The 22287-nt window shown below is 38.3% G+C and carries 12 protein-coding genes, 3 tRNA genes and 1 pseudogene; 7 read left to right on the top strand and 9 right to left on the bottom strand.

Annotated elements, in window-relative coordinates:
- Window positions 1–140 precede the first annotated feature (140 nt).
- Window positions 141–3161, bottom strand: coding sequence for a ribonuclease E (gene rne / locus CKV69_RS00860; RefSeq protein ID WP_016533283.1), 3021 nt, complete (start codon window positions 3159–3161; stop codon window positions 141–143).
- A 416-nt stretch (window positions 3162–3577) separates the two neighbouring features.
- On the opposite strand from rne, the gene rluC reads away from it, so the two are divergent.
- Together rluC and cobB are read left to right on the top strand one after the other, a co-directional pair.
- A complete protein-coding gene (gene rluC, locus CKV69_RS00855) occupies window positions 3578–4558 on the top strand; it encodes a 23S rRNA pseudouridine(955/2504/2580) synthase RluC (RefSeq protein WP_005754466.1) in 981 nt (326 codons plus the stop codon).
- An 80-nt stretch (window positions 4559–4638) separates the two neighbouring features.
- Window positions 4639–5342: pseudogene (cobB, locus tag CKV69_RS00850) on the top strand (Sir2 family NAD+-dependent deacetylase).
- 53 nt (window positions 5343–5395) lie between these two features.
- Here cobB and trxA read toward each other — a convergent pair.
- Together trxA and CKV69_RS00840 are read right to left on the bottom strand one after the other, a co-directional pair.
- Window positions 5396–5719 carry a thioredoxin gene (trxA, locus tag CKV69_RS00845; protein WP_025248426.1) on the bottom strand — a complete coding sequence of 108 codons (324 nt, stop codon included), beginning with the start codon at window positions 5717–5719 and terminating at the stop codon, window positions 5396–5398.
- A 111-nt stretch (window positions 5720–5830) separates the two neighbouring features.
- A complete protein-coding gene (locus tag CKV69_RS00840; protein WP_014325777.1) occupies window positions 5831–6940 on the bottom strand; it encodes a methionine biosynthesis PLP-dependent protein in 1110 nt (369 codons plus the stop codon).
- Between the two features lie 274 nt (window positions 6941–7214).
- On the opposite strand from CKV69_RS00840, the gene CKV69_RS00835 reads away from it, so the two are divergent.
- The 3 genes from CKV69_RS00835 (at window position 7215) to CKV69_RS00825 (ending at window position 7501) form a co-directional block, all read left to right on the top strand.
- Window positions 7215–7290 (top strand) — tRNA-Gly (locus CKV69_RS00835).
- Window positions 7291–7297: 7 nt separating this feature from the next.
- Window positions 7298–7371: transfer RNA gene (locus CKV69_RS00830), tRNA-Cys, on the top strand.
- A 43-nt stretch (window positions 7372–7414) separates the two neighbouring features.
- A tRNA-Leu gene (locus CKV69_RS00825) sits at window positions 7415–7501 on the top strand.
- Window positions 7502–7839: 338 nt separating this feature from the next.
- Here the strand turns inward: CKV69_RS00825 and CKV69_RS00820 are convergent.
- The 6 genes from CKV69_RS00820 to miaB form a co-directional block, all read right to left on the bottom strand.
- Window positions 7840–9789 (bottom strand): MacB family efflux pump subunit, encoded by a 1950-nt coding sequence (locus tag CKV69_RS00820; protein ID WP_023430155.1) that lies wholly within the window; start codon window positions 9787–9789, stop codon window positions 7840–7842.
- Window positions 9786–10913, bottom strand: coding sequence for an efflux RND transporter periplasmic adaptor subunit (locus CKV69_RS00815; protein WP_014325774.1), 1128 nt, complete (start codon window positions 10911–10913; stop codon window positions 9786–9788). Before CKV69_RS00815 ends, CKV69_RS00820 begins: the two co-directional genes overlap by 4 nt.
- 88 nt (window positions 10914–11001) lie before the next feature.
- Window positions 11002–11775: a MipA/OmpV family protein gene (locus CKV69_RS00810; RefSeq protein WP_014325773.1), complete on the bottom strand. Its 774-nt coding sequence runs from the start codon at window positions 11773–11775 to the stop codon at window positions 11002–11004.
- A gap of 493 nt (window positions 11776–12268) precedes the next feature.
- Window positions 12269–13657 (bottom strand): nicotinate phosphoribosyltransferase, encoded by a 1389-nt coding sequence (locus CKV69_RS00805; RefSeq protein WP_014325772.1) that lies wholly within the window; start codon window positions 13655–13657, stop codon window positions 12269–12271.
- Between the two features lie 221 nt (window positions 13658–13878).
- Window positions 13879–17034, bottom strand: a complete 3156-nt coding sequence (locus CKV69_RS00800) for an exo-alpha-sialidase (RefSeq protein ID WP_014325771.1) — start codon at window positions 17032–17034, stop codon at window positions 13879–13881.
- A gap of 413 nt (window positions 17035–17447) precedes the next feature.
- Entirely contained in the window at window positions 17448–18872 is a 1425-nt protein-coding gene (gene miaB, locus CKV69_RS00795) for a tRNA (N6-isopentenyl adenosine(37)-C2)-methylthiotransferase MiaB (RefSeq protein WP_005717221.1), read from the bottom strand.
- A gap of 145 nt (window positions 18873–19017) precedes the next feature.
- Here miaB and CKV69_RS00790 point away from each other — a divergent pair, with 145 nt between their 5' ends.
- Both CKV69_RS00790 and tviB read left to right on the top strand, forming a co-directional pair.
- Window positions 19018–20193 carry an FAD-dependent monooxygenase gene (locus tag CKV69_RS00790; protein WP_014325770.1) on the top strand — a complete coding sequence of 392 codons (1176 nt, stop codon included), beginning with the start codon at window positions 19018–19020 and terminating at the stop codon, window positions 20191–20193.
- Window positions 20194–21010: 817 nt separating this feature from the next.
- Window positions 21011–22285 carry a Vi polysaccharide biosynthesis UDP-N-acetylglucosamine C-6 dehydrogenase TviB gene (tviB, locus tag CKV69_RS00785; RefSeq protein WP_016533423.1) on the top strand — a complete coding sequence of 425 codons (1275 nt, stop codon included), beginning with the start codon at window positions 21011–21013 and terminating at the stop codon, window positions 22283–22285.
- Window positions 22286–22287 lie beyond the last annotated feature (2 nt).

Below are 22287 nucleotides of genomic sequence, written 5' to 3'. Positions count from 1 at the left end.
GTGATTTAAGCGTGGTGAATAATACGGATTTTAGCTTGCTAAGTCAAGCAATTAAATAAGGATTTTTATTCAATTGCTTTATTTTAGAACAATTCGTTACTTGCTATCTTGTTGTCTAATAGCAAATCACAACTCCGTGCTTATTCGCCTTTATTCTCCGCTTTTGTCGGTCCTGCATAAACGTGGCTAATCGCACTATGATGCCCTGCTGAACCTTTGCCATGGAAATAGTAACGCGACTCACTCCACACGCCAATTTGGCACATTTCAAGAGGCTCATCACTTGCTTTAGCTAGCGTCATTTCTGATGTCGTATGCAGCACTGCCGAAATAGTACCTAAGCGTCCACTAAACTGATAGTTTCGTTGTAAGCGACTAATGGACTTCACTTCATCCCCCTGAGCAGGCATTTCGACTTGTTCAACAACTTCTTCTACTGGCGACTGTGGAAGTCTATTTTCGTCCTTCTCCTTCACACTGAGTTCTGTCGAAACGTCGTTTAATGGCTTGTGCTCGGTTTCCCCTTCCCCTTCTGCTTCGCCTATTTTAGTATCTGCTACCGATAAAGGTTGCATAATGGCTAAAGCTTGCTCTTCTTCTAAACGCTGTAACGATTGTTTGACTTTCTTTTCAACCGACTCATTCGCAGGCTGTACAACGAAACCATTAAATGGTGATGCACCTTTTTCATTGCCTTCCGCCACCAAATCAAGTGCAGGAATCGTTGCTACGCTTTCTTTTGGCTGATGTTGTTGTTCTAATAACTCATCTACCGATAAGAATTGGTTTTCTTTTACTACAACAGGTTGGAAATCAGGCCATACTTTACCACTTGCTAACTCTGGAGAAGCTACCGCAGCAAATAATGGCATTGGTGCTTTAAACTCTTGGTTCTGACGACGACGGCGTTGATTATTCACACGTAAATGACGAGGTAAACGGCGACGATTATTATCACGGCGTTTTTCTGTTTCTCCTTCTTCAACTACAGGCACAGTTTCTGGCACAAGTTCTGTTGCAACAACCGTCTCCTCAACCACGGTTTCTGCTTCAGGCATACTTATTTCTGTCTCGACAAGTGGCAGTGCACTTTCATGTGCATCATCGCTAATACGGACTTTTTTACGCAGATCGCGACGTTGACGACGTGGTGCAACGGACTCCACTTTTTCCACTTCAACGCTCTCAACGGTAGCGGTATCTAATGTATTTTCCGTTACAGATACGGTATCAACCGCATGATTTGCCTTACGATTACGCTTAGTATTACGTTCTGAACGAGGACGAATCACTTCTTCAACAACCTCATCTTGACGTTTCGTATTGCTATCACGCTCCACATTCTCTGCACGTGAACGACGTTGATTACGACGTTCTTGTTGACGGCGATTACGGTTACTCTTAGGACGATTTCCTTTTGACTTCTCTTCCACCACTGGTTTATCAGCAAAAATTGCTTTTAATTTTGCCAGTATGCGAGTCAATAAAGACGGTTTATTTTCGACCTTCTTCTCTGGAACGGGTGCAGGTGCAGGAATTGCCATTGAAACAGCCGCACTTTCTAAAACGTTTTCACTTGTTAAAGCTGCGGTTTCAATATTACGTGACACAAGAGATTCCTCAGGCACAAAATGCTCATCTTTCTCTTGATGTAATTTAACTAAATTATAACTGAGCTCATGTACTTCTTCGCCCTCACGCACACGGAACACGCCAAAGTGTGGGGTCTCCATCGCTTCATTTGGTACGACAATCACATCCACATCGTGACGTTTTTCAATGCTGTGAATCGCACGACGTTTTTCATTTAATAAATAAGAAGCAATTTCTACTGGCACAAGGGTATGCACTTGTTTGGTATTTTCTTTTAATGCTTCTTCTTCGATTAAACGTAAAATAGAAAGAGAGAGTGATTCATTATCACGGATTTTACCTGTCCCTTGACAACGCGGGCATACATGATGGGATGACTCCCCTAACGATGGGCTTAAACGCTGACGTGACATTTCCAACAAACCAAAACGAGAAATACGACTAATTTGGATACGTGCACGATCTTGACGTACAGCATCACGAATACGATTTTCTACTTCGCGTTGATGGCGAACTGGAGTCATATCAATGAAATCAATCACAATCAAGCCACCTAAGTCACGTAAACGTAGTTGACGAGCAATTTCATCTGCCGCTTCAAGGTTAGTATTTAACGCAGTTTCTTCAATGTCGCCACCTCGCGTCGAACGAGATGAGTTGATATCAATCGCCGTTAAAGCTTCTGTCACATCAATGACGATCGAGCCACCAGAAGGTAAGCGCACTTCACGTTGGAACGCGGATTCGATTTGTGATTCAATTTGATAGTGGCTGAACAACGGTACTTCGCCCTGATAAAGTTTGACTCGATGAATAAAGTCAGGACGCACTAATTTAATATGCGCTTTGGCTTTTTCATACACTTTAGGGCTATCAATTAAAATTTCACCGATATCACGACGCAAGTAATCACGAATAGCTCGTACAATCACATCGCTTTCTTGGTGAATCAGGAAAGGCGCAGAGCGACTTTGCGAGGCTTGTTTAATTGCTTCCCAATGGTGAAGTAAAACTTTTAAGTCCCATTGTAATTCTTCCGGTGACTTACCTACCCCGGCAGTACGCACAATTAATCCCACACCGTCTGGTACTTCAAGAGAACTCAATGCATCTTTTAATTCAAGACGTTCATCTCCCTCAATACGACGTGAAATGCCGCCTGCTCTCGGGTTATTCGGCATGATCACCAAGTAACTTCCCGCTAAAGAAACAAAGGTTGTCAACGCAGCCCCTTTATTCCCACGTTCTTCTTTATTTACTTGAACAATGACTTCTTGCCCTTCGCTCAAAATATCGCGAATGTTTGGGCGTCCTTGATAGACATAATCATAGGGAAAATACTCACGTGCAATTTCTTTCAAAGGCAAGAAACCATGACGTTCGGCACCATAATCCACAAACGCGGCTTCAAGACTAGGTTCAACACGAGTAATACGGCCTTTGTAAATGTTTGCTTTTTTCTGTTCATGACCTGGACTTTCAATATCCAAATCAAATAAACGTTGTCCATCCACTAGAGCAACGCGCAACTCTTCCTTTTGAGTTGCGTTGATTAACATTCTTTTCATTATTTGTTCTCTTAATTTTTATTCTGTCTCTATTAAAAAATCACCGCACTTTTCTTCGCTATCGACCTCGTGTCTGTCGCAGAATGTCAGTCTCTCGACTGTCAGCTGCTGGGTGCATTGATAACGTTACTCAAATGAAAGATACATTTGCGTAAAACAGCATCGACTCATCAAAATGATACTGTAAGTCGCGATAGGATTTTTAATATATAAAATCATTGGGTTACTAATGTCTTATGCCATTCGCTGCATTATATGACCACAATAATAACGCTCCATTTTCAAGCCAATTTAATGGCATAAAAATACGCCTTATTATGTACTTATCCCTCTTATTTATCAAGGTAATTTTAATCCTTTAAAGGAAAGCAAAATATGATATGATCCGTCCAATTTCTATCAAATAGACGTATCAAATGAACCAAAAAAAAGACGAAAAAGTCATCAATCAAGCAGTAAAAATGCTGACGATTAGTGAAGATGAAGCAGGGCAACGTATTGATAATTATTTATTAGCTAAACTCAAAGGTGTGCCAAAAAGTTTAATTTATCGTATTTTGCGTAAAGGCGAAGTCCGTGTAAATAAAGGGCGTATTAAACCAGAATACAAACTGCAAGCCAATGATATTGTACGAGTTCCTCCTGTCCGTGTGTCAGAAAAAGAACAAGCGCCTATTTCAACTAAATTAAATAAAGTCAGCCAATTAGAAAAGCAAATTTTATTTGAAGATGAGTGTTTATTAGTCTTAAATAAGCCCTCTGGTATTGCTGTTCACGGTGGGAGTGGATTAAGTTTTGGCGTGATTGAAGCCTTACGCACCTTACGTCCTGACGCCCGTTTTCTTGAGCTTGTCCATCGTTTAGACCGTGATACTTCGGGAATTTTATTGGTCGCGAAAAAACGTTCCGCCTTACGCAGTTTACATGAACAATTACGTGAAAAAACGGTACAAAAAGATTATTTAGCCTTAGTCCGTGGGCAATGGCAATCCCATTGCAAAGTGGTGAAAGCACCACTACTAAAAAATGAGTTATCCAGTGGCGAACGTATTGTACGAGTCAGTGAACAAGGTAAACCGTCTGAAACCCGTTTTTCAATCGAAGAACGTTATGAATATGCCACTTTGGTAAAAGCCTCCCCCGTCACAGGACGAACCCATCAAATTCGAGTACACACTCAATATGCAGGTCATCCTATCGCTTTAGACGATAAGTATGGCGATAAACACTTTGATGAGCAAATGACTCAATTAGGCTTAACACGCTTATTTTTACACGCGTTTTCTATTCGTTTTGAACACCCTAAAACAGGTGAAACATTACGCATTAATGCACCATTAGATCCGGAAATGAAAAAGATCTTGGGCGCATTGCGTGAGCAAAAATCAAGCAATTAATATCATAACAACAAAAAATGACGGGGAAATACGAGTGAAATCTTGTGAGAGGTAAGAACCACACATCAGGAGGAAAACGCATGACAAAACAAGTTAGAATTGTTGTCTTAACCGGTGCTGGCATTTCAGCCGAATCGGGTATTCGCACTTTCCGAGCTACTGATGGCTTATGGGAGAATCATCCTGTTGATGAGGTTGCTACCCCAGAAGGCTTTGCTCGCAACCCCAAACTCGTGCAGCGCTTTTACAATGAACGCCGTAAGCAGTTATTTTCTGATCAGATTGCACCCAATGCTGCCCATTTCGCCTTAGCGGAACTGGAAAAAAACTCGGCGATAATTTACTCATCGTCACACAAAATGTAGATAATTTACACGAACGTGCGGGGTCAAAAAACTTGATTCATATGCATGGGGAATTATTGAAAGTTCGCTGTGTCGAATCAGGAAAAATTTATGACTGACAAGGAGATATTGGTGAGCACGACAAGTGTCTTTGCTGTACACCTACTCAGATTCTACGCCCGCATATTGTATGGTTTGGCGAAGTGCCGTTAGAAATGGAAAAAATTCAGACCGCACTTTCTGAGTGTGATTATTTTATTTCAATTGGAACGTCTGGCAATGTTTATCCCGCAGCAGGGTTTGTACGCGAAGCGCTGTTTTATGGGGCTCACACAGTCGAGCTTAATTTAGAACCTAGCCAAGTGCGGTCTAGTTTTGACGAATGTCATTATGGTAAAGCGACGGAATTGGTTCCACACTATTTAGCACAATTTCTTTAAACATAAAAAAATCCCAAACAGGTGTGTTTGGGATTTTTTATGCTATTCGTTAACTAGATATTCTGATTAATAAAGTTAGCTAATTGGTTCTTTGGTAAAGCACCCACTTGTGTCGCAACGGCTTTACCATTTTTAAATAAGACTAAAGTAGGGATACTACGCACACCTAATTGTGCTGGTGTCGCTTGGTTTTCATCAATATTAATTTTCACCACTTTCACTTTACCCGAAAATTCTGCTGCAATTTCATCTAAAATTGGAGAGATCATACGGCAAGGACCACACCAAGGTGCCCAAAAATCTAATAAGACCGGTACATCTGAATTGACGACGTCTGCCGTAAATGTTGCATCAGTTGAATGTAATACTTCCATTATTTCTTCCTTTTTTGTTAATAACATTCTTTATAATAAGAATATTTTTTATCATTTCAAGTGCAATGATAATATCATAAGCATTATGCAAATCAATCCGTCCACGAGGAAAACTTAGTTTAATTGTGCAAACGCTTGTAATAAATCCGCTTTAATATCCTCTACATTTTCTAAACCAACAGAAAAACGCAAAAGACAATTACACACACCGCGCGCAATACGCTCCTCTTCTGGAATATCCATATGGGTTTGTGTCGCTGGATAAGTAATAAAGCTCTCTGTTCCCCCCAAACTTTCAGCAAAAGTGATTAGTTTCAGCGCTTTCAAAAAAGGATTAACCCAATGTGCTTCATGTAAGCGGAAAGAAAGCATACCGCCTTTATTTGGATATAACACATTTTTTACTTGTAGCTGAGAAGCCAGAAACGCAGCCAACTGTTTGGCATTTTGTTCATGACGTTCCATACGTAAGGCGAGGGTTTTCATGCCTCGAATCGTTAACCATGAATCGAAAGGCGACAGAACTGCACCTGCCCCATTCTGAATATAGAATAAACGTTGGCAGAGTTCTTCACCTTTTGCCACAACCAGTCCAACCAAAGCATCGTTATGACCAGCCAAGTATTTAGTTCCACTATGAATCACAACATCTGCACCAGCCTCAATTGGTCTAAATAAAACCGGTGTTAAGAAAGTATTATCGACAATCAAAAGCAGATTATGTTTTTTCGCAATTTTTGCAATCGCAGCTACATCACATTCCTCCATCAAAGGATTAGAAGGAGTTTCTACAAAAATTGCTTTTGTATTAGACGTAATCGCCGCTTCGATACAGGATACCTCTGATGTATTCACATAAACTGGTTTAACGCCTTGTGTATTTTTGTACGCGAAATCCAATAAACGATAGGTGCCACCATACACATCACGCGAAACAATCCACTCATCAGGGGACGTAAATAAGGACATGATTAATTGAATTGCCGCCATTCCTGAAGCACAAGCAAAGCCTCGTTCCCCACCTTCTAATTTGGCAATAGTTTCTTCTAAAACGCTACGTGTTGGATTTTTCGTACGTGTATAGTCATAGCCTGTACTTTCACCAATTCCATGGTGGGCATAAGCTGTTGATAAAAAGATCGGTGTAGAAACTGCACCAGTGCGCTCATCCGTTCGATTTCCAGCCTGCGCTAATAACGTTTCAATTAAATAATGTTGTGTCATAGAACCTCTGTATTCCCTAAGTAAAGAATAAAAATTTATTATTTTAGCTATCTAGATGTCTAGACTTGATATTATGTCATAAAAGTAAAAAAAGAAAATAGAAAAATTTTCAATCAACAAGAAAACACCAAGTTGTTTAAAGTTAAGCAAAAAACACATTTTTTAAACAGAAAAAATTAACATGCACTTTTTTTCACCAATTAATCACTTTTTTTCAAAACAACCGTTGACAGATTTTTATAAATCAGTAGAATGCACCGCACTAACAGCGAATGCGGGAATAGCTCAGTTGGTAGAGCACAACCTTGCCAAGGTTGGGGTCGCGAGTTCGAGCCTCGTTTCCCGCTCCAAACTAACGGCGTGTTAGCAAAGCGGTTATGCACTGGATTGCAAATCCATGTAGCTCGGTTCGACTCCGGGACACGCCTCCATACGCTGATACCAAGTTAGTTTAAAAAAGATATAAAATTGTGCGCCCGAGTGGTGAAATCGGTAGACACAAGGGATTTAAAATCCCTCGCTTTTCGAAGCGTGCCAGTTCAAGTCTGGCCTCGGGCACCATTTAAAATATCAATGAAATCAGTAATCCAGTCGCTTAACGCGGCTTTTTTTGTATCTAAAATTTCCTGTTTTTCTTAATCTTTCACCTAGTCGCTATTTGATAGCCGTGATTTTCTTTATTAATATTTTATATACAAGCCAAATGGTGACCAATCGTGCCGCCTGCTCATGCTTCAAATGCTCTCTATCACTCATATATGCTTTTCATCCGTATTTAGTTTATCTTACGCATGCTAAAAGACGGCATTTCTCGTCTACTTTAGCGATCACAAATAGAGCGTGTTTTTCGCTTTCTGCTTTCTTCCTTCTCCACTTATATCACATCAATTTATACGTCCTTATTCCTGTGACAAGGCGACAACAGGCTTTAATCTTGCGGCATTACGCGCAGGAAAATAACCAAAGATCATGCCGATCATTGACGAACAAACAAAAGCAATCAAAAAGGAAGAAAACGTAAATTGCATTTTAATACTGTCAGTGAATGCAGAAAAAAGTCCCCCCAATAATAAAGAAAGTAATACGCCCAACATACCACCAAGTAAGCTCACACTCGCTGACTCAATCAGGAACTGGTGTAAAATATCTTTCTCTTTTGCACCGACAGCAACACGAATACCGATTTCACGAGTTCTCTCTATAACAGAAACTAGCATGATATTCATTACCCCAATCCCCCCTACAACTAACGAAATAAACGCAATAGACGAGATCATCATCGTCAACGTTTGGGTCGTGCGCTGAAGAGATTGTAAAAACTTACGACTGCTGAAAGTAAAGAAATCTTTCCTACCATGTTGTATGGTTAATAAATCAATAATAGCTTTTTCTGCCAGTTCTGGTGCAATATGCTCTTTAACTTGTACCGTAATCTGCTGAAAATAAGACTGATTGTATAACCGGCTCACGACAGTGTTATAAGGTAACCATATTGTGGCACGTTGTCCCTCTATATTTTGAGGAGGCGTTTCTACTACCCCGACAATCAAAATCGGAATTTGCCCAATAAAAACCGTTTTTCCGACCGCACTTTCCGTCCCAAAGATGACCTGCTGTGATTTTTTATCAATCACACTAACCGCTTGATGAGTTGCCATATCGTGAGCATTAAACCAACGTCCACTGAGCAACCTGTGCTTTCTGAGTTGGAAAAAAGCGTCACTTACGCCATAAACTGACGCATTCACTGTTCTATTTAAGAAACGTAACGGTAGATCGACTGAAATCTGAGGTGTAGCCCCTTTTAAGTAAGGTTGTTGGCGTAAGAGTGCTAAATCAACCTGATTGAGCGTTTGAATTTTTATCGCATCGGGATCACCCCAATTCTTTCCTGGATAAATATCAATTGTATTATTGCCTAACGCACTAAACTCAGCTAAAACTTTATTTTTTGCGCCTTCCCCTAACGCAATGACACACACTACCGCAGCAATGCCAATAATAATGCCGAGCATCGTAAGTAATGTTCTGATTTTATGCGCAAACATCATGTGCATTGCCATCAAAAAAGCTGCATGATAACGGCGTAGCGTAGCCAAATAATGCATTGAAGAGAGCTGAGGTGTCACTTCTTGAACGGATGATTTCATTAGGTTTTGAGTCACGCCACTATCCGCAATAATCTCACCGTCTTTCATTGTGATAATTCTGTCTGCATGCGATGCAATTTGCATATCATGCGTAATCAAAATAACCGTATGTCCCTGATGATTCAAGGTCTTCAGTACGGATAAAACTTCCTGACTGCTTTGACTGTCTAGTGCTCCAGTAGGCTCATCAGCTAAAATAATCTCACCGCCATTCATCAATGCCCGTGCAATGCTCACACGCTGTTGCTGCCCACCGGAAAGTTGAGAAGGTTTATGCTTTAACTGATTTTCTAATCCCAAACGACACAATAATTTTTGTGCTCGTTCAATCCGCTTTTCCTTCTCCATAGCAGAATAAATAGCCGGTATTTCGACATTTTCTACTGCAGTGAGATGAGGCAATAAATGATAACGCTGGAAAACAAAGCCAAAGTGGTAACAGCGTAAATCCGCCAATTCATCAGAGGATAATGTGCTGATCTGACGACCTCGAAAAAGATACTCACCATCATCCGCCTGATCAAGTACACCTAATATATTCATTAAGGTCGATTTCCCCGATCCCGAAGCCCCTACGATCGCTACCATTTCGCCAGCATAAATCTTAAGATTGATCGACTTTAATACTGTCGTTTCAGTATCGCCATGACCATAACGACGCACAATATTTTTCAATTCAATTAAAGGTTGATTCATCATAATCCAAGATCATATATTTCTTCGTCATTCAAGGAGGTAGCTGGATTTACTGACAGGACAACGTTATCACCTTCAGATAAACCTTCTACAATTTCTATTCTTGCCCCATCTTTTAAGCCTGTTTTCACGATAACCTGCTCTTTTTCACCTGATTGATTTAAAACAGTCACAGAATAGTGATTGGGTTTGAGCATTTGTCCTAATGCAGAAATCGGGAGCGTCACAACATTTTCTCGTTTATCTAATAAAATAGACACTTCTGCTGTCATCGCGATACGTAGTTTATGGTCGGGATTAGGAACCTCAAAAGTTGCATAATAATACGTCGCCTCACTCACTTTCACAGGTGATAATTTAATTGCAGCTAATTTGGCATGAAATTGTGCATGTGGTGCCCCTAATAAAGTAAAATGAACTGGTGCACCCATTTGTAGATCAATCACATCCGCTTCAGAAACCCGAGCATTCACTTTCATGGTGTCAATGACAGCCAATTTCATTAACACCGGTGTTTGTTGACTCGCGGCTAAGGTTTGTCCACTCTGTGCCACAACGGAAATCACTACACCATCAAGCGGAGAACGGATTTCAGTATAACCTAATTCTGTGCTCGCTTTTTCCACTTTGACTTTGGCACTTTCTACTTGGCTTTGCGCCATACGTAATTCTGCACTTGCAATAATTCGCTTATTTTCGGCTTCCTCAATATCTTTTTTTGTCGTAGCCTCTTTTTTATTCAACTGATAATGACGTGCCAAATTCACGTCAGATAACACCAAATTCGCTCGCTTTACCTCTAAATTTGCTTCAGCACTTTCTAACTCTGCTTTTGCAAGCTTCAACTCGGTTTCCGCAATACGCGGATCAATAAGAGCTAATAAGTCCCCTTTCTTGACACGCTGCCCTTCTTGCACCACGATTTGTTTCACTTGACCAGAGGCCTGTGAACCAATCTCAACTTCTTCTTTTGCTTGCAAAATACCACTTGCCGTAATCACTTTTTGTATATCACTTCTTATCGCTGGAAAAATAATATCGCTGCTATTTTCCTCTTCGCTTATATAGTAAAAAGTAACGAGACAGAGTAATAAAATAAGCAAGGCATATTTACTGTATTTCCTCATGTAAAATCACTCTCCTTTATCAATTTCACTTAATATCATGCTAGAAAAGAATAAAAAGGGAGGCATACTTTGCCTCCCTCAAGATAGATTAAAACATATAGTAGAAATTTAAGGCTGAACTTATTTCACCACTTCGTTTCACAATCGGTGATTTTTTTATCGCTTTAGAATAAGTTTCCCAGGAAAAAGAAAGTCCCATACCAATATGATCAGTAATCGCATAATGACTATTCAATGCAATATGTCCTGAATACGCTTTTTTCGGATGGTACACAGATTTAAGTTTCGTTTGATTCAGTTCTGCTTTCTTAACACCAAAATAGTAATTGGTATATTTTGCAGAATAATAACTCAAACCAAAAGAAGGGGAAATACTAAATTTATCAGTTAACATAAAAGTACGGGTCAAAGTAATATCGCTATTGAACCCCCGACGTCCTTTTTTCATTTCAAGTGAAATGTTCGTATTTGGTAAATTAAACAAATCACTTAAGCCATAATCTAAACCTAACCCTACAGCAACTTGTGTTTTACGATCTTGAATAGAATCATAACCAGGCTTAAGATCTTTTCTTTTTATGGGTGCACCATCAAAGGGACTCAAGAACAGTGAAGTGCTAAAACTCGGGGTAAAAACGTGCTGATAACCTAGTTCGCTTAACCCTGCCGCACCACGCATATAAAAATTGCCAAAAGATAAATCAAGCATCAAAAACGGTTCAACGGCTGTCTTCTTTTTTACCTGATAAATACTATTTCCAGCAGATACACCGACACCAATTAAATTGTTATTTCCAATTGAAAAACTGGATATTGGAAGAGCCATTAAACAACATGCTAACAATTTACTTTTATTTTTCATACAAACCTCGTATAAAATAAATTGGAAGATGAATTCTGATATTAAATACATATTATTTCAATAAAAACTGGTCAAACCTCAATAAAAGCAAACGTTTGCTTAAATTTAACAAGATAATAAATAATCAAATTAAATAAAAATTAAACACTTAAAATTTTATTAATAATAAATAAAATAAATTAAAAAATAATCTTATTATTCATTAATCTCATTATGAATAAAAATAATAGAAAGTCATAAAAACACGAAGAGAATAAATTGACTTAGAAATAAACATTGCATATTAAAAGAGATATTCAGTATCAATGTCCAAATAATCTAAAGAGATCTATTGGGGAGAGAAAAAAACGAAAAAGGTAAAAAGGTTGAGCAAATAACTTATCTTGCTCAACCTTTTAAGTCAACAACATCGTACAATAAGCCCCTTTCATGAAAGATAATATCATTGAGTCGCTTCTTAGACGAATAAAGTGCGGTGTAAAAAGCCACTATTTTAGAAACCCGCTCTCCTCCGAATATCATCAAAATGTTCATCAATCAGTAATTCTCCATTCAGAAACACTGTGCGGAGCTGGTTCTTTTGCTGTCCAAGCGCCTTTTGTTCAATCGTGTGCCACCGGTTCTCTTGTTTCACTAAGGCAAGCACGCCTCTTTTCGAGCGCTTTGCTTGGCTAGTAATCGGGTCTTTATACACATCATGCCATTCGCCTGCAATACACACTGCACTGGCCTTCATTGCCCAACTCATTGTGTCTCGATTCACTTGCTGCAATAATCCGCCTCCCATACCAAAGGCGACATTCTCAACACTAAAACCGCTGGCAAGAATTGCCTCCAAAATTTTACCTAAAGAATTCACATTAATACCATCGCCTTGAATAAGGCGCACACAATCAGGTAAGACTTTATAACCTTTACTATTTAAAGTCGTACCAAATTTCTCAGCCAAGATCGCTAAAGTGCGACAAACCACTTCAGCAGGATCACCACTATCAGGGCGAACCACTAAAGTGCCTCCTTTTATCTCCACCAGATCTTTTAGTTGCGTGCCCCAAATATTTTCTAAAGCATTCCAAAGGTCATAACTATCTGACACGACTGCATATATTTTATGTTCACCTGCAAATTGCTCAACCATATTACGATAAGCATCCACTTCTCTCTCTTTTCCCCAAGACGTCATCGTGCTATGTTCCGCCGCAGGAATCGAAAACGCAGGCATGCTAGTCGCGTTATACCAACGCTTTGCTGCGACAAGCGCAGACACACTGTCGGTTCCCATAAAATTCACTAAATGTGCTAAACCACCTAATGCCACAGTTTCTAAACTTGATGCGCCACGAGCACCAAAATCGTGTAATTTAAAACCGAGTCCTGCTAAATTATCTGACGATTTTTCTAATGCCGTTTTAATTTTTTGTTTACAGAAATATGACACACTCGCCACCGTAGAAGGATACCAAATCGCACGCAATAACGCGGTTTCTAAATAGCCAACTAACCAAAAAAACTCAGGATCAGTATTAACGATTTGACAAACCACATTTCCAGTAGGTAACACAGTGCCTTCTGGTACTGCTTCGATTTTGATTGGTAATAAACCTTGATGTTTCTCCAATAAACGTTGCCAACCTTGACGATTAAATGGCAAGCCGTGTGCCATCAAAACAACTTCTGCTTCATCAATATCATTTTGCGAGATAGGTTTAAGTAAATATTCTTTAATAAATGCTTGTAAACCAAACGCAAGCACATCAAAGTTTCCTCCACGCGCTTCAATATAGTAAGAAATATATTCTGTATTAGGAGGATATTGGAGCCAATGAGAGGCTTTATAGCTATCTGTATTCAAGATAAGATTAAGAAAATTAGAAGTATACATTTCATTTAACCACTAAAAATAAATAAAAATATAAAATTTGACGCATACACTTTACCAAAAAATTTTATCCACTGCATTAATAATCTTGAAGAATGAAAAGTGCGGTACGTTTTCTTAACATTAAGATATTAAAAATAGAAAAAGTAATGAAAATCGCATCTCTGTTCAATTTTCATTACTTTTATTTAAAAAGGTACTCAAGTTAAATGAGCACTCAATCCTTAGAACTGATAATGTGCCCCAACAGCAAAGGAAGACTGTCCTTTATTCCGCGCATGCTGGAAACCAACTTCCGTTGAAAATGCAAAACGTGGAGTTAAATGGGCAACGAATTGTGTATTTAAATGAAGTGTATCAGCCAGTTTACCTTGCTTATAAGCTACATCATCAACATACAATTGACGTGTTTTTTGTTGATACATATCGTAAGAAAGTAGACCTTTTACTTCAAACTTCCCGATTCGATAGTTCACATCAACACCTAAATTCGTTTTTAACGCATTGAAATTATTATATTTCAATAACGCTTTATTCGCTTGGTCATTGACATCTGAAAGCGAGGCATATAAATAATGCAAACCGACCATTGGTGTAATAAACGCATTTTTCATCCATTGATAGCGATAACCTAAATCCGCACCAATATTAAAAGTATAACCTTTCACATGACCTGCATGTTCAATGTCGCCCTTATGTTTTTGATAGCCAGCTGATAAATCTACTATCAGATTGTGAGGCAAGTTACTATGCCAATTTATACTTCCTCCCCAACTTTGGTATTTCGCTTTCGTCTCACCATCTACAGCTTTCGGCGTCACTTTATAGGACGTTTTATTCAATGCTGTATACAGGGCATGGTTACCACGTTCAGACTGCCATACTTTGCCTCCCAACATCACACCGCTATAACTCGCATTAAAATCATACCCATAGTCAATAAAGCTTAAGTTTGAGCCATATTTTTGTTTACCATTAAGATACTTAACAAAAATACTGCGATCTTTTTCTTGCAATAAACGCGTTTCATGCATAAAACTTTGCTGAAGTTGCTCGCTCATTTTATTAAGCGCAAGATTGGCGGTTAAATAAGAAGCTAATACCGGATTCACTTGTGGGCGAGCATTTACGGTTAATGGTGCTTTCAATGGAGCCACCGTGGATACGGCTTTACCATCTGCTGTAATTAACTTATTTGTTAAATAGAGTGAATGTGGCTGACTTGTTGTACGTAAAACACTTGGTTTAACCACTGAAGCCAAAGTATAAACATACATGCCATCTTTTAGTTCATCGTTAACTAAACGCCATTTGACTTGTCCATTATCCTTAAATGCGATTAGTTCTTCTCCTTGGGCATGGTAATAACCTTTATCATTTGGTTTGAGTTTTTTCTGTAAGTTGACATGCAGCTTAACTTCTTTACCAGATACCCCTTTCGCAATATTTAACATCGGTGTGCTCTCATCTGAAACACTAAGTTGAATATGCCCTGATGCTTCATTATTGACAGTTAATGTATCAATATTTTGCACTGATTCAACTTGTAGAATACCTGTTTTATTGAGCGTAACATCTGTAAAAGCTTTATTTTTATCTTGTTCTGATTTTTGCGCTAAAACTAAGGTCCCTTCACTGACTGTCACACCGCCTAAACTTTCTCCTACACCTTGCTTAATCGCAATACCATCACCTATTTTTTCAAGGGAGTCTGCACCGTTATAAGTAACAGTTAATGGTGTTTTTTGGCGGATATCACTGAATATTTTGCCATCACGCCAGAAAAATTCTTGCATTTCAATAGGGAGATACATGATTGTGGTGTAGTCTGTCGTATTTTCATAAGCTAAACCAATACTGCCATCACCTAATTCCGCCATTGAGCTGTAAACATAGCCGTTTGGATGTGTTCTATTTGCTTTTCCAGAACTTTGAATCTCTCGTACTAACTTATCAGTTTTCCAAACAATAGAACCATCTTCTTGGACTTCACCTAAAAATAGTTTCCCATTACGGCGTAAAGAATCTCCACTTTGTCCTGATTCTGATTGCCCTGAAAAAACAATATATTCTTTTCCATTAATTTTTTTAGAATATTTAATCACTGAAAGTTGAGAATAACCATGTTTTAATTCACTGACCTGATGAGTATCTAACCAAGTATATCCACCATCTTTTGATGTGGACATAATCACTCTTCCACTTGTATTACGCATAAAAAGTTTCAAATCACCATTCTCAAGCTCGATAAGTTGAGATTCTGTTAGCTCATGTCCACGCTGATTTGTTCGAAGCGTTTGAGAGTTTTGCCCATACAAATCTGGACGGCTATCATTAGGGCTAGCGCCCAAATCCCAAGTTTTACCACCATCTTTACTAATAACCAATGCTGATGATTGCTTACCATGTTGATTAGTGTAATAAATAGGAAAAAGTAAACTTCCATTCTTTGTTTGGATTCCAACACCAGGACCTGTACCAAAAAACTTCATCCAATCTTTCTTCACTTGTGCACTTAAATCAATAGGATTTGACCAAGTTTTTCCATTATCATCCGAATGGATTAACCAAACATATGCAGTATTAATGGCTAAAAATGGTGTATTCCTATCTTTCAAATAAATATTTCCAACTTTCTCATTTCTCTCATTATAAATATCTCCCAAATCTTTAAAGTTTAATTTTGGATTCCCTTCTACAACAACTCTATAAGATGTTTTCTTATTCTCATGATCGAAAACCTCTCCATTTTCACGAAGAGTCCAACGTTGACCCGATTGCTTTTCATTTAAAATAGGATACTGTTTACCATCAATATTAATGCGCCCATTACCACTGTCTTTTACACCAAAAAAACCTGCTCCATCGGCAAACATATCAACTGCTAAAAAAATTCTACCATTACGTTTATCTTGTACCATCTGAGCATCGATCAAAAAAGCAGAATTACAGTAAGTTGTACAATTTTGTCTATCTCCCCACGCGTTGAATGTTACAGGATCTGGTGCTGATGGGGATTTTTCCCCATTCTTTGATGGCAAATCCAAAATCGTTGTAATATTTCCCCATGTTTTCCCATCATCATGACTAATTCGGATTGCGGTATCAATATCGCCCCAGTCACCACGGTGTTGCCAACGCTTATCTGCGGCGGCAATTAATACACCGTCTTTTGTTCTTAATAAAGACGGAATGCGCCAAATTGGCACATTATCACTACCTTGTTCTACTAAGCTCTGATGAAAGAGTAGGCTTTCTTGATGTTCTTTCACACCAAAGAGTGCTTTATCTTGTTGCTGGATTTGACCAAAGGTCAATGTGGATGTGAGTAGCAGACTTGATATGGACAACGCCAATATACTAGGATTAAATTTTTTCATCATCACCTCAACTATAAAATAAGCTCAACCTTCAAACAACCTCAAAATATGTTGTAAAAACAACATGATCTAAACTAACCGCCTTATAAAATGGAGTAAAGCACGAGAGAACAATAGTTAGAGTGAAGTCACAGTTTTTTGTAAAAATATGGAGAAATACGCCATGTGTGTATAAAAAATAACCATGCTATAAATAGAAAAAAAGCAAAAAACAACAATTTTGATAAGCAATTGAAATTTAATAATTTATTAATGAAGTGAAATAAAAAGAAATACGATGAATAACAGAAAACACGCTGTCTATCATAAAATGAAGCAATAAAAAGAGCGGTCAATTTATCAAAAATTTTTCATAAAAAATAACCGCTCTTGAGAAACTCGAGAGCGGTTAAATATTTGAAGGGATAGCACGACTACGCGTGATAACGTCCCACGCCGAGTTCATCTTCTTTACGAGTACGATTAATCACCATTTGTGGCGATTGAACAACGCGAAGTCCCATTTGTTCTTCAGTTCTAACGACTTCACCACGCAGTGAGTTAGTAAACACATCCGTGATCTTGATATCAACAAACTTCCCAATCATATCAGGCGTGCCCACAAAATTGACGATACGATTAGTTTCTGTACGCCCTGTGAGTTCCATTAAATCTTTTTTCGAGGGTCCTTCCACTAACACGCGCTGTTCTGTGCCTAACATTGCTCGACTAAATTGCGCGGCTTGATTGTTAATGCGTTGTTGCAACACATATAAACGTTGTTTCTTCTCTTCTTCTGTCACATCATCAGGCATATCTGCTGCTGGCGTGCCTGGACGTGCTGAATAAATGAAGCTGAAACTCATATCAAAATTTACTTGTGCAATTAAATTCATGGTTTGCTCGAAATCTTCTGCTGTTTCGCCCGGGAAACCGACAATAAAATCTGAGCTAATTTGAATCTCTGGACGCACCGCTCTTAACTTCCGAATAATCGATTTATATTCTAATGCCGTATGATTGCGTTTCATCATAGATAACACACGATCAGAACCACTTTGTACAGGTAAGTGTAAGAAACTCACCAACTCTGGCGTATCACGGTACACATCAATAATGTCATCAGTGAACTCAATTGGGTGACTGGTGGTAAAACGTAAACGGTCAATACCATCAATAGCGGCTACTAAACGTAACAATTCCGCAAAAGTACAAATACCGTCATCATGAGTTGCACCACGATAAGCGTTCACGTTTTGTCCTAATAAATTCACTTCACGCACGCCTTGCTCTGCCAACTGTGCAATTTCAAATAATACATCATCCACTGGACGACTGACTTCTTCACCACGCGTATAAGGCACGACACAGAATGAGCAATATTTATTACAGCCTTCCATAATGGATACGAAAGCAGTTGGACCTTCTGCACGCGGTTCTGGTAAACGGTCGAATTTTTCAATTTCTGGAAAACTGACATCGACTACTGAGCTTTTACCACCTCTGATCTGATTGATCATTTCAGGTAAACGATGTAAGGTTTGTGGTCCAAAAATAATATCGACATAAGGAGCACGAGTACGAATGTGTTCTCCTTCTTGTGAGGCAACACAGCCCCCAACACCGATAACGAGTCCCGGCTTATGTTTCTTTAATTCTTTCCAACGTCCTAATTGATGGAAAACTTTTTCTTGTGCTTTTTCACGAATTGAGCAAGTGTTTAACAATAACACATCCGCTTCTTCCGGAATTTCTGTTAACTCTAAGCCGTGAGTACTGTTTAAGAGATCTGCCATTTTAGATGAATCATATTCATTCATCTGACAACCCCACGTTTTAATATGTAATTTTTGCGTCATATCGTTTAAAAAATTCAGTTAACCTATAAAAATGTGACTGACTATTTTACAGTCTTGAACCTATGCTGGCTAGCTAAAAAAGAGATTTCTTTTGAAATTCCCTCATTGACGGTAGAATACGTAACAAAAAGAAAAGGAAAATCCTATGGACGTCATACAAAAAGACATGATCGTGGTTGGCGGTGGCATGGTTGGTGCAGCCTGTGCGCTTGGCTTAGGTAAACAAGGACATCAAGTCCAGCTTATCGAACACGCCCCACTCCCACAGTTTCAACCTAATTCGCCTTACGATCTTCGCATTTCTGCGATCAGTGTTGCTTCCGTTAATCTCTTAAAACAACTAGGTGCTTGGCAGTATATCGAAAATACTCGTATTTGCCCGTATCGCGCCTTAGAAACCTGGGAGATCGAAGGATTTGGTACCACTTTCCATAGCCAAGAATTAAACTTATCTGAGCTGGGTTTTATGATAGAAAATAATGTTGTACAACTTGGTTTGTGGCAGGCAATTTCAAGCATTGAAAACATCCAAACTTGTGTAGGATGTACTATCCAAAAAGTCGAAAAGTGCGGTGAAAATTGGCAAATTTTGCTAGCTAATGGTACAACTTACCAAGCCCCTCTTATCATTGCTGCAGATGGGGCGAATTCACAGTTACGCCAAATTGCTAATATTGGGACGAGTGGTTGGCAATATCGTCAAAGCTGTTTGCTTATTACCGTAGATACTGAACTTGAACAACAAGATGTCACCTGGCAACAATTTTTCCCTTCTGGACCAAGAGCCTTTCTACCATTATTAGGTAAACAAGCCTGCTTAGTTTGGTATGATTCCCCACAACGTATCCAAACCCTCAAACAACTTTCTCGCGAAAAATTAGCGGCGCAAATTGAGCAAGCGTTCCCGGCACGATTAGGAAAAATCAAAGTGCAAGCAGCAAATAGCTTTGAGCTGACTCGAACCCATGCGCAAGATTACTTTAAACAAGGTATTGTGCTAGTAGGTGATGCTGCACATACCATTAATCCTCTTGCTGGACAAGGTGTGAATCTAGGTTTTAAAGATGTCAACATTCTGCTTGAAGTACTACAGCAGGCGAGTCAGAAAAAAGAGCCTCTCGCCAGTGATGATGTACTTATACGCTATCAGCGTAAACGTAAACCTGATAACCTATTAATGCAAACAGGTATGGATGTATTTTATAAAACGTTTAAAGAAGATATCTTACTGCTCAAAATAGTACGTAATGCCTCATTATTCCTCGCCAACAAAGCAACACTATTGAAAAAGCAGGCATTGAAATATGCATTGGGTTTATAACACTTATTTCTCATGGCGTGAGGCTTAACTTGACGAGCTAACCGTTCAATAGACAATAAACCAATACAAAATCCCTTTAGATTTATGCGTCGTAATACAAACTAAAGGGATTTTAAATTTCAATATTCCTTTTCTAAGAAAAGGCTTGCATTATTTAACTGTTTTATTTTAGAATACGTGAGTGGAATAAAACGTATTTTACTTTTCTCGTCGTTCATCTAAAAAATTCGCTTTCATTAATCCCCCCTCCGCAACATATTTACAGTGTTTTACTCTTTATTACAACAAAATGAATTACTTTATGTTTATTTAAATAAAGTAAACATTATTTCTTAATTTATATCTTTTCTGATTATTTTTTACTTATATTGATACATCTTTATATTTATTTATATATTTCATACAATAAAAAACATAACAATCCAAATTATCTTTGTTTTATGAGTAAAACTTCATTTTTTATCTAGAAAACCCATTAACTCAATTAAACCACACCTTGACCTAGTTTGCTTTTTTTAAAACGAGATCTATAATCAAGTCAAACTCAAATCACATAAACAATGTAAATTCATTTATTTAACACAAATAGCACTAAAACTTTAAGGCATATTTATAACAATACAAAGAAAATAAAAAATAATTTTTAAAAATATTGTTACATCTCTATCTAAATTATATTTAGATACTCGGTGTCTTTTTTCAAAAATATAGCAATCTTAATTAAATAAAGTAAGTATTACATTATATCCTCGTTAGCAGTTTATTAAGTTATACCATCTGTCATTTTCATTTCTATTTTTTCTTTAAGGGACAGAATATGAATATTGAAAAATTAAAAATTGGCATCATTGGTCTTGGTTACGTTGGACTACCTATCGCTGTGGAATTCGGTAAAAAAGTCCCTACGGTGGGTTTTGATATTAATGAAAAACGTGTCAAATCACTGGCGTCAGGTAAAGATTACACATTAGAAGTGTCTGGAGAGGAATTACAACATGCCTCCAAATTACGTTATACAAACCAAACCAAAGGGTTAGAAGAATGTAATTTCTTTATTGTGACAGTTCCCACTCCGATCGATCATTACAAACAACCAGATCTTAAACCCCTAATAAAAGCCTCAGAAACTATCGCAGAAGTATTGAAAAAGGGGGATGTCGTTGTATATGAATCGACAGTTTATCCTGGTGCGACTGAAGAAATTTGTGTGCCTGTACTTGAAAAAATGTCAGGTTTGAAATTTAACCATGACTTCTTTGTCGGTTATAGCCCCGAGCGGATTAATCCTGGTGATAAAGAACATCGTGTTACGAATATTTTAAAAATTACATCCGGTTCAACTCCACTTGTCGCCAATTATATCGACTTCGTTTATAAGCTCATTATAAAAGCGGGAACACATCAAGCCCCAAGCATCAAAGTGGCTGAAGCCGCTAAAGTAATTGAAAATACACAACGAGATGTCAATATCGCCCTGATTAATGAACTTGCCTTAATCTTCAACAAAATGGGGATTGATACCGAAGATGTGTTAAACGCGGCAGGAACGAAATGGAATTTTTTACCTTTTAAACCCGGTTTGGTAGGCGGGCACTGTATTGGCGTAGATCCTTATTATTTAACACACAAAGCACAGTCACTGGGCTTACATCCCGAAATCATTCTTGCTGCACGCCGTTTAAATGACCGTATGGGAGAATATGTCGCGACACAACTCATTAAAGAAATGGTGAAAAAAGACATTCCCGTGGTCAATTCTAAGATTTTAGTGATGGGTTTGAGTTTCAAAGAAAATTGTCCAGATATACGTAATACCAAAATTATTGATCTCGTTAATTCATTAAAAGAATACGACATTGATATTGATATCTACGATCCTTGGGTAGATAAATACGAAGCAGAAGCAGAATATGGCTTAACACCAATCACAGAGATTCATTCACATAACTATGATGCCATTATTATCGCCGTTGCACATCAACAATTTAAGTGTATGACGGAAAAAGATTTTAAAGCATTAGGGAAAGAAAATTTTGTCCTTTATGACCTGAAATATGTGTTAGATCAATCTCAAGCCAATATTAGATTATGAAT

It is taken from the genome of Pasteurella multocida, from assembly GCF_900187275.1.
In the GTDB taxonomy this organism is placed as follows: Bacteria; Pseudomonadota; Gammaproteobacteria; order Enterobacterales; family Pasteurellaceae; genus Pasteurella; species Pasteurella multocida.
The sequence above is the reverse complement of the archived record's forward strand: the minus strand, read 5'-3'. Positions and strand labels throughout refer to the sequence as shown.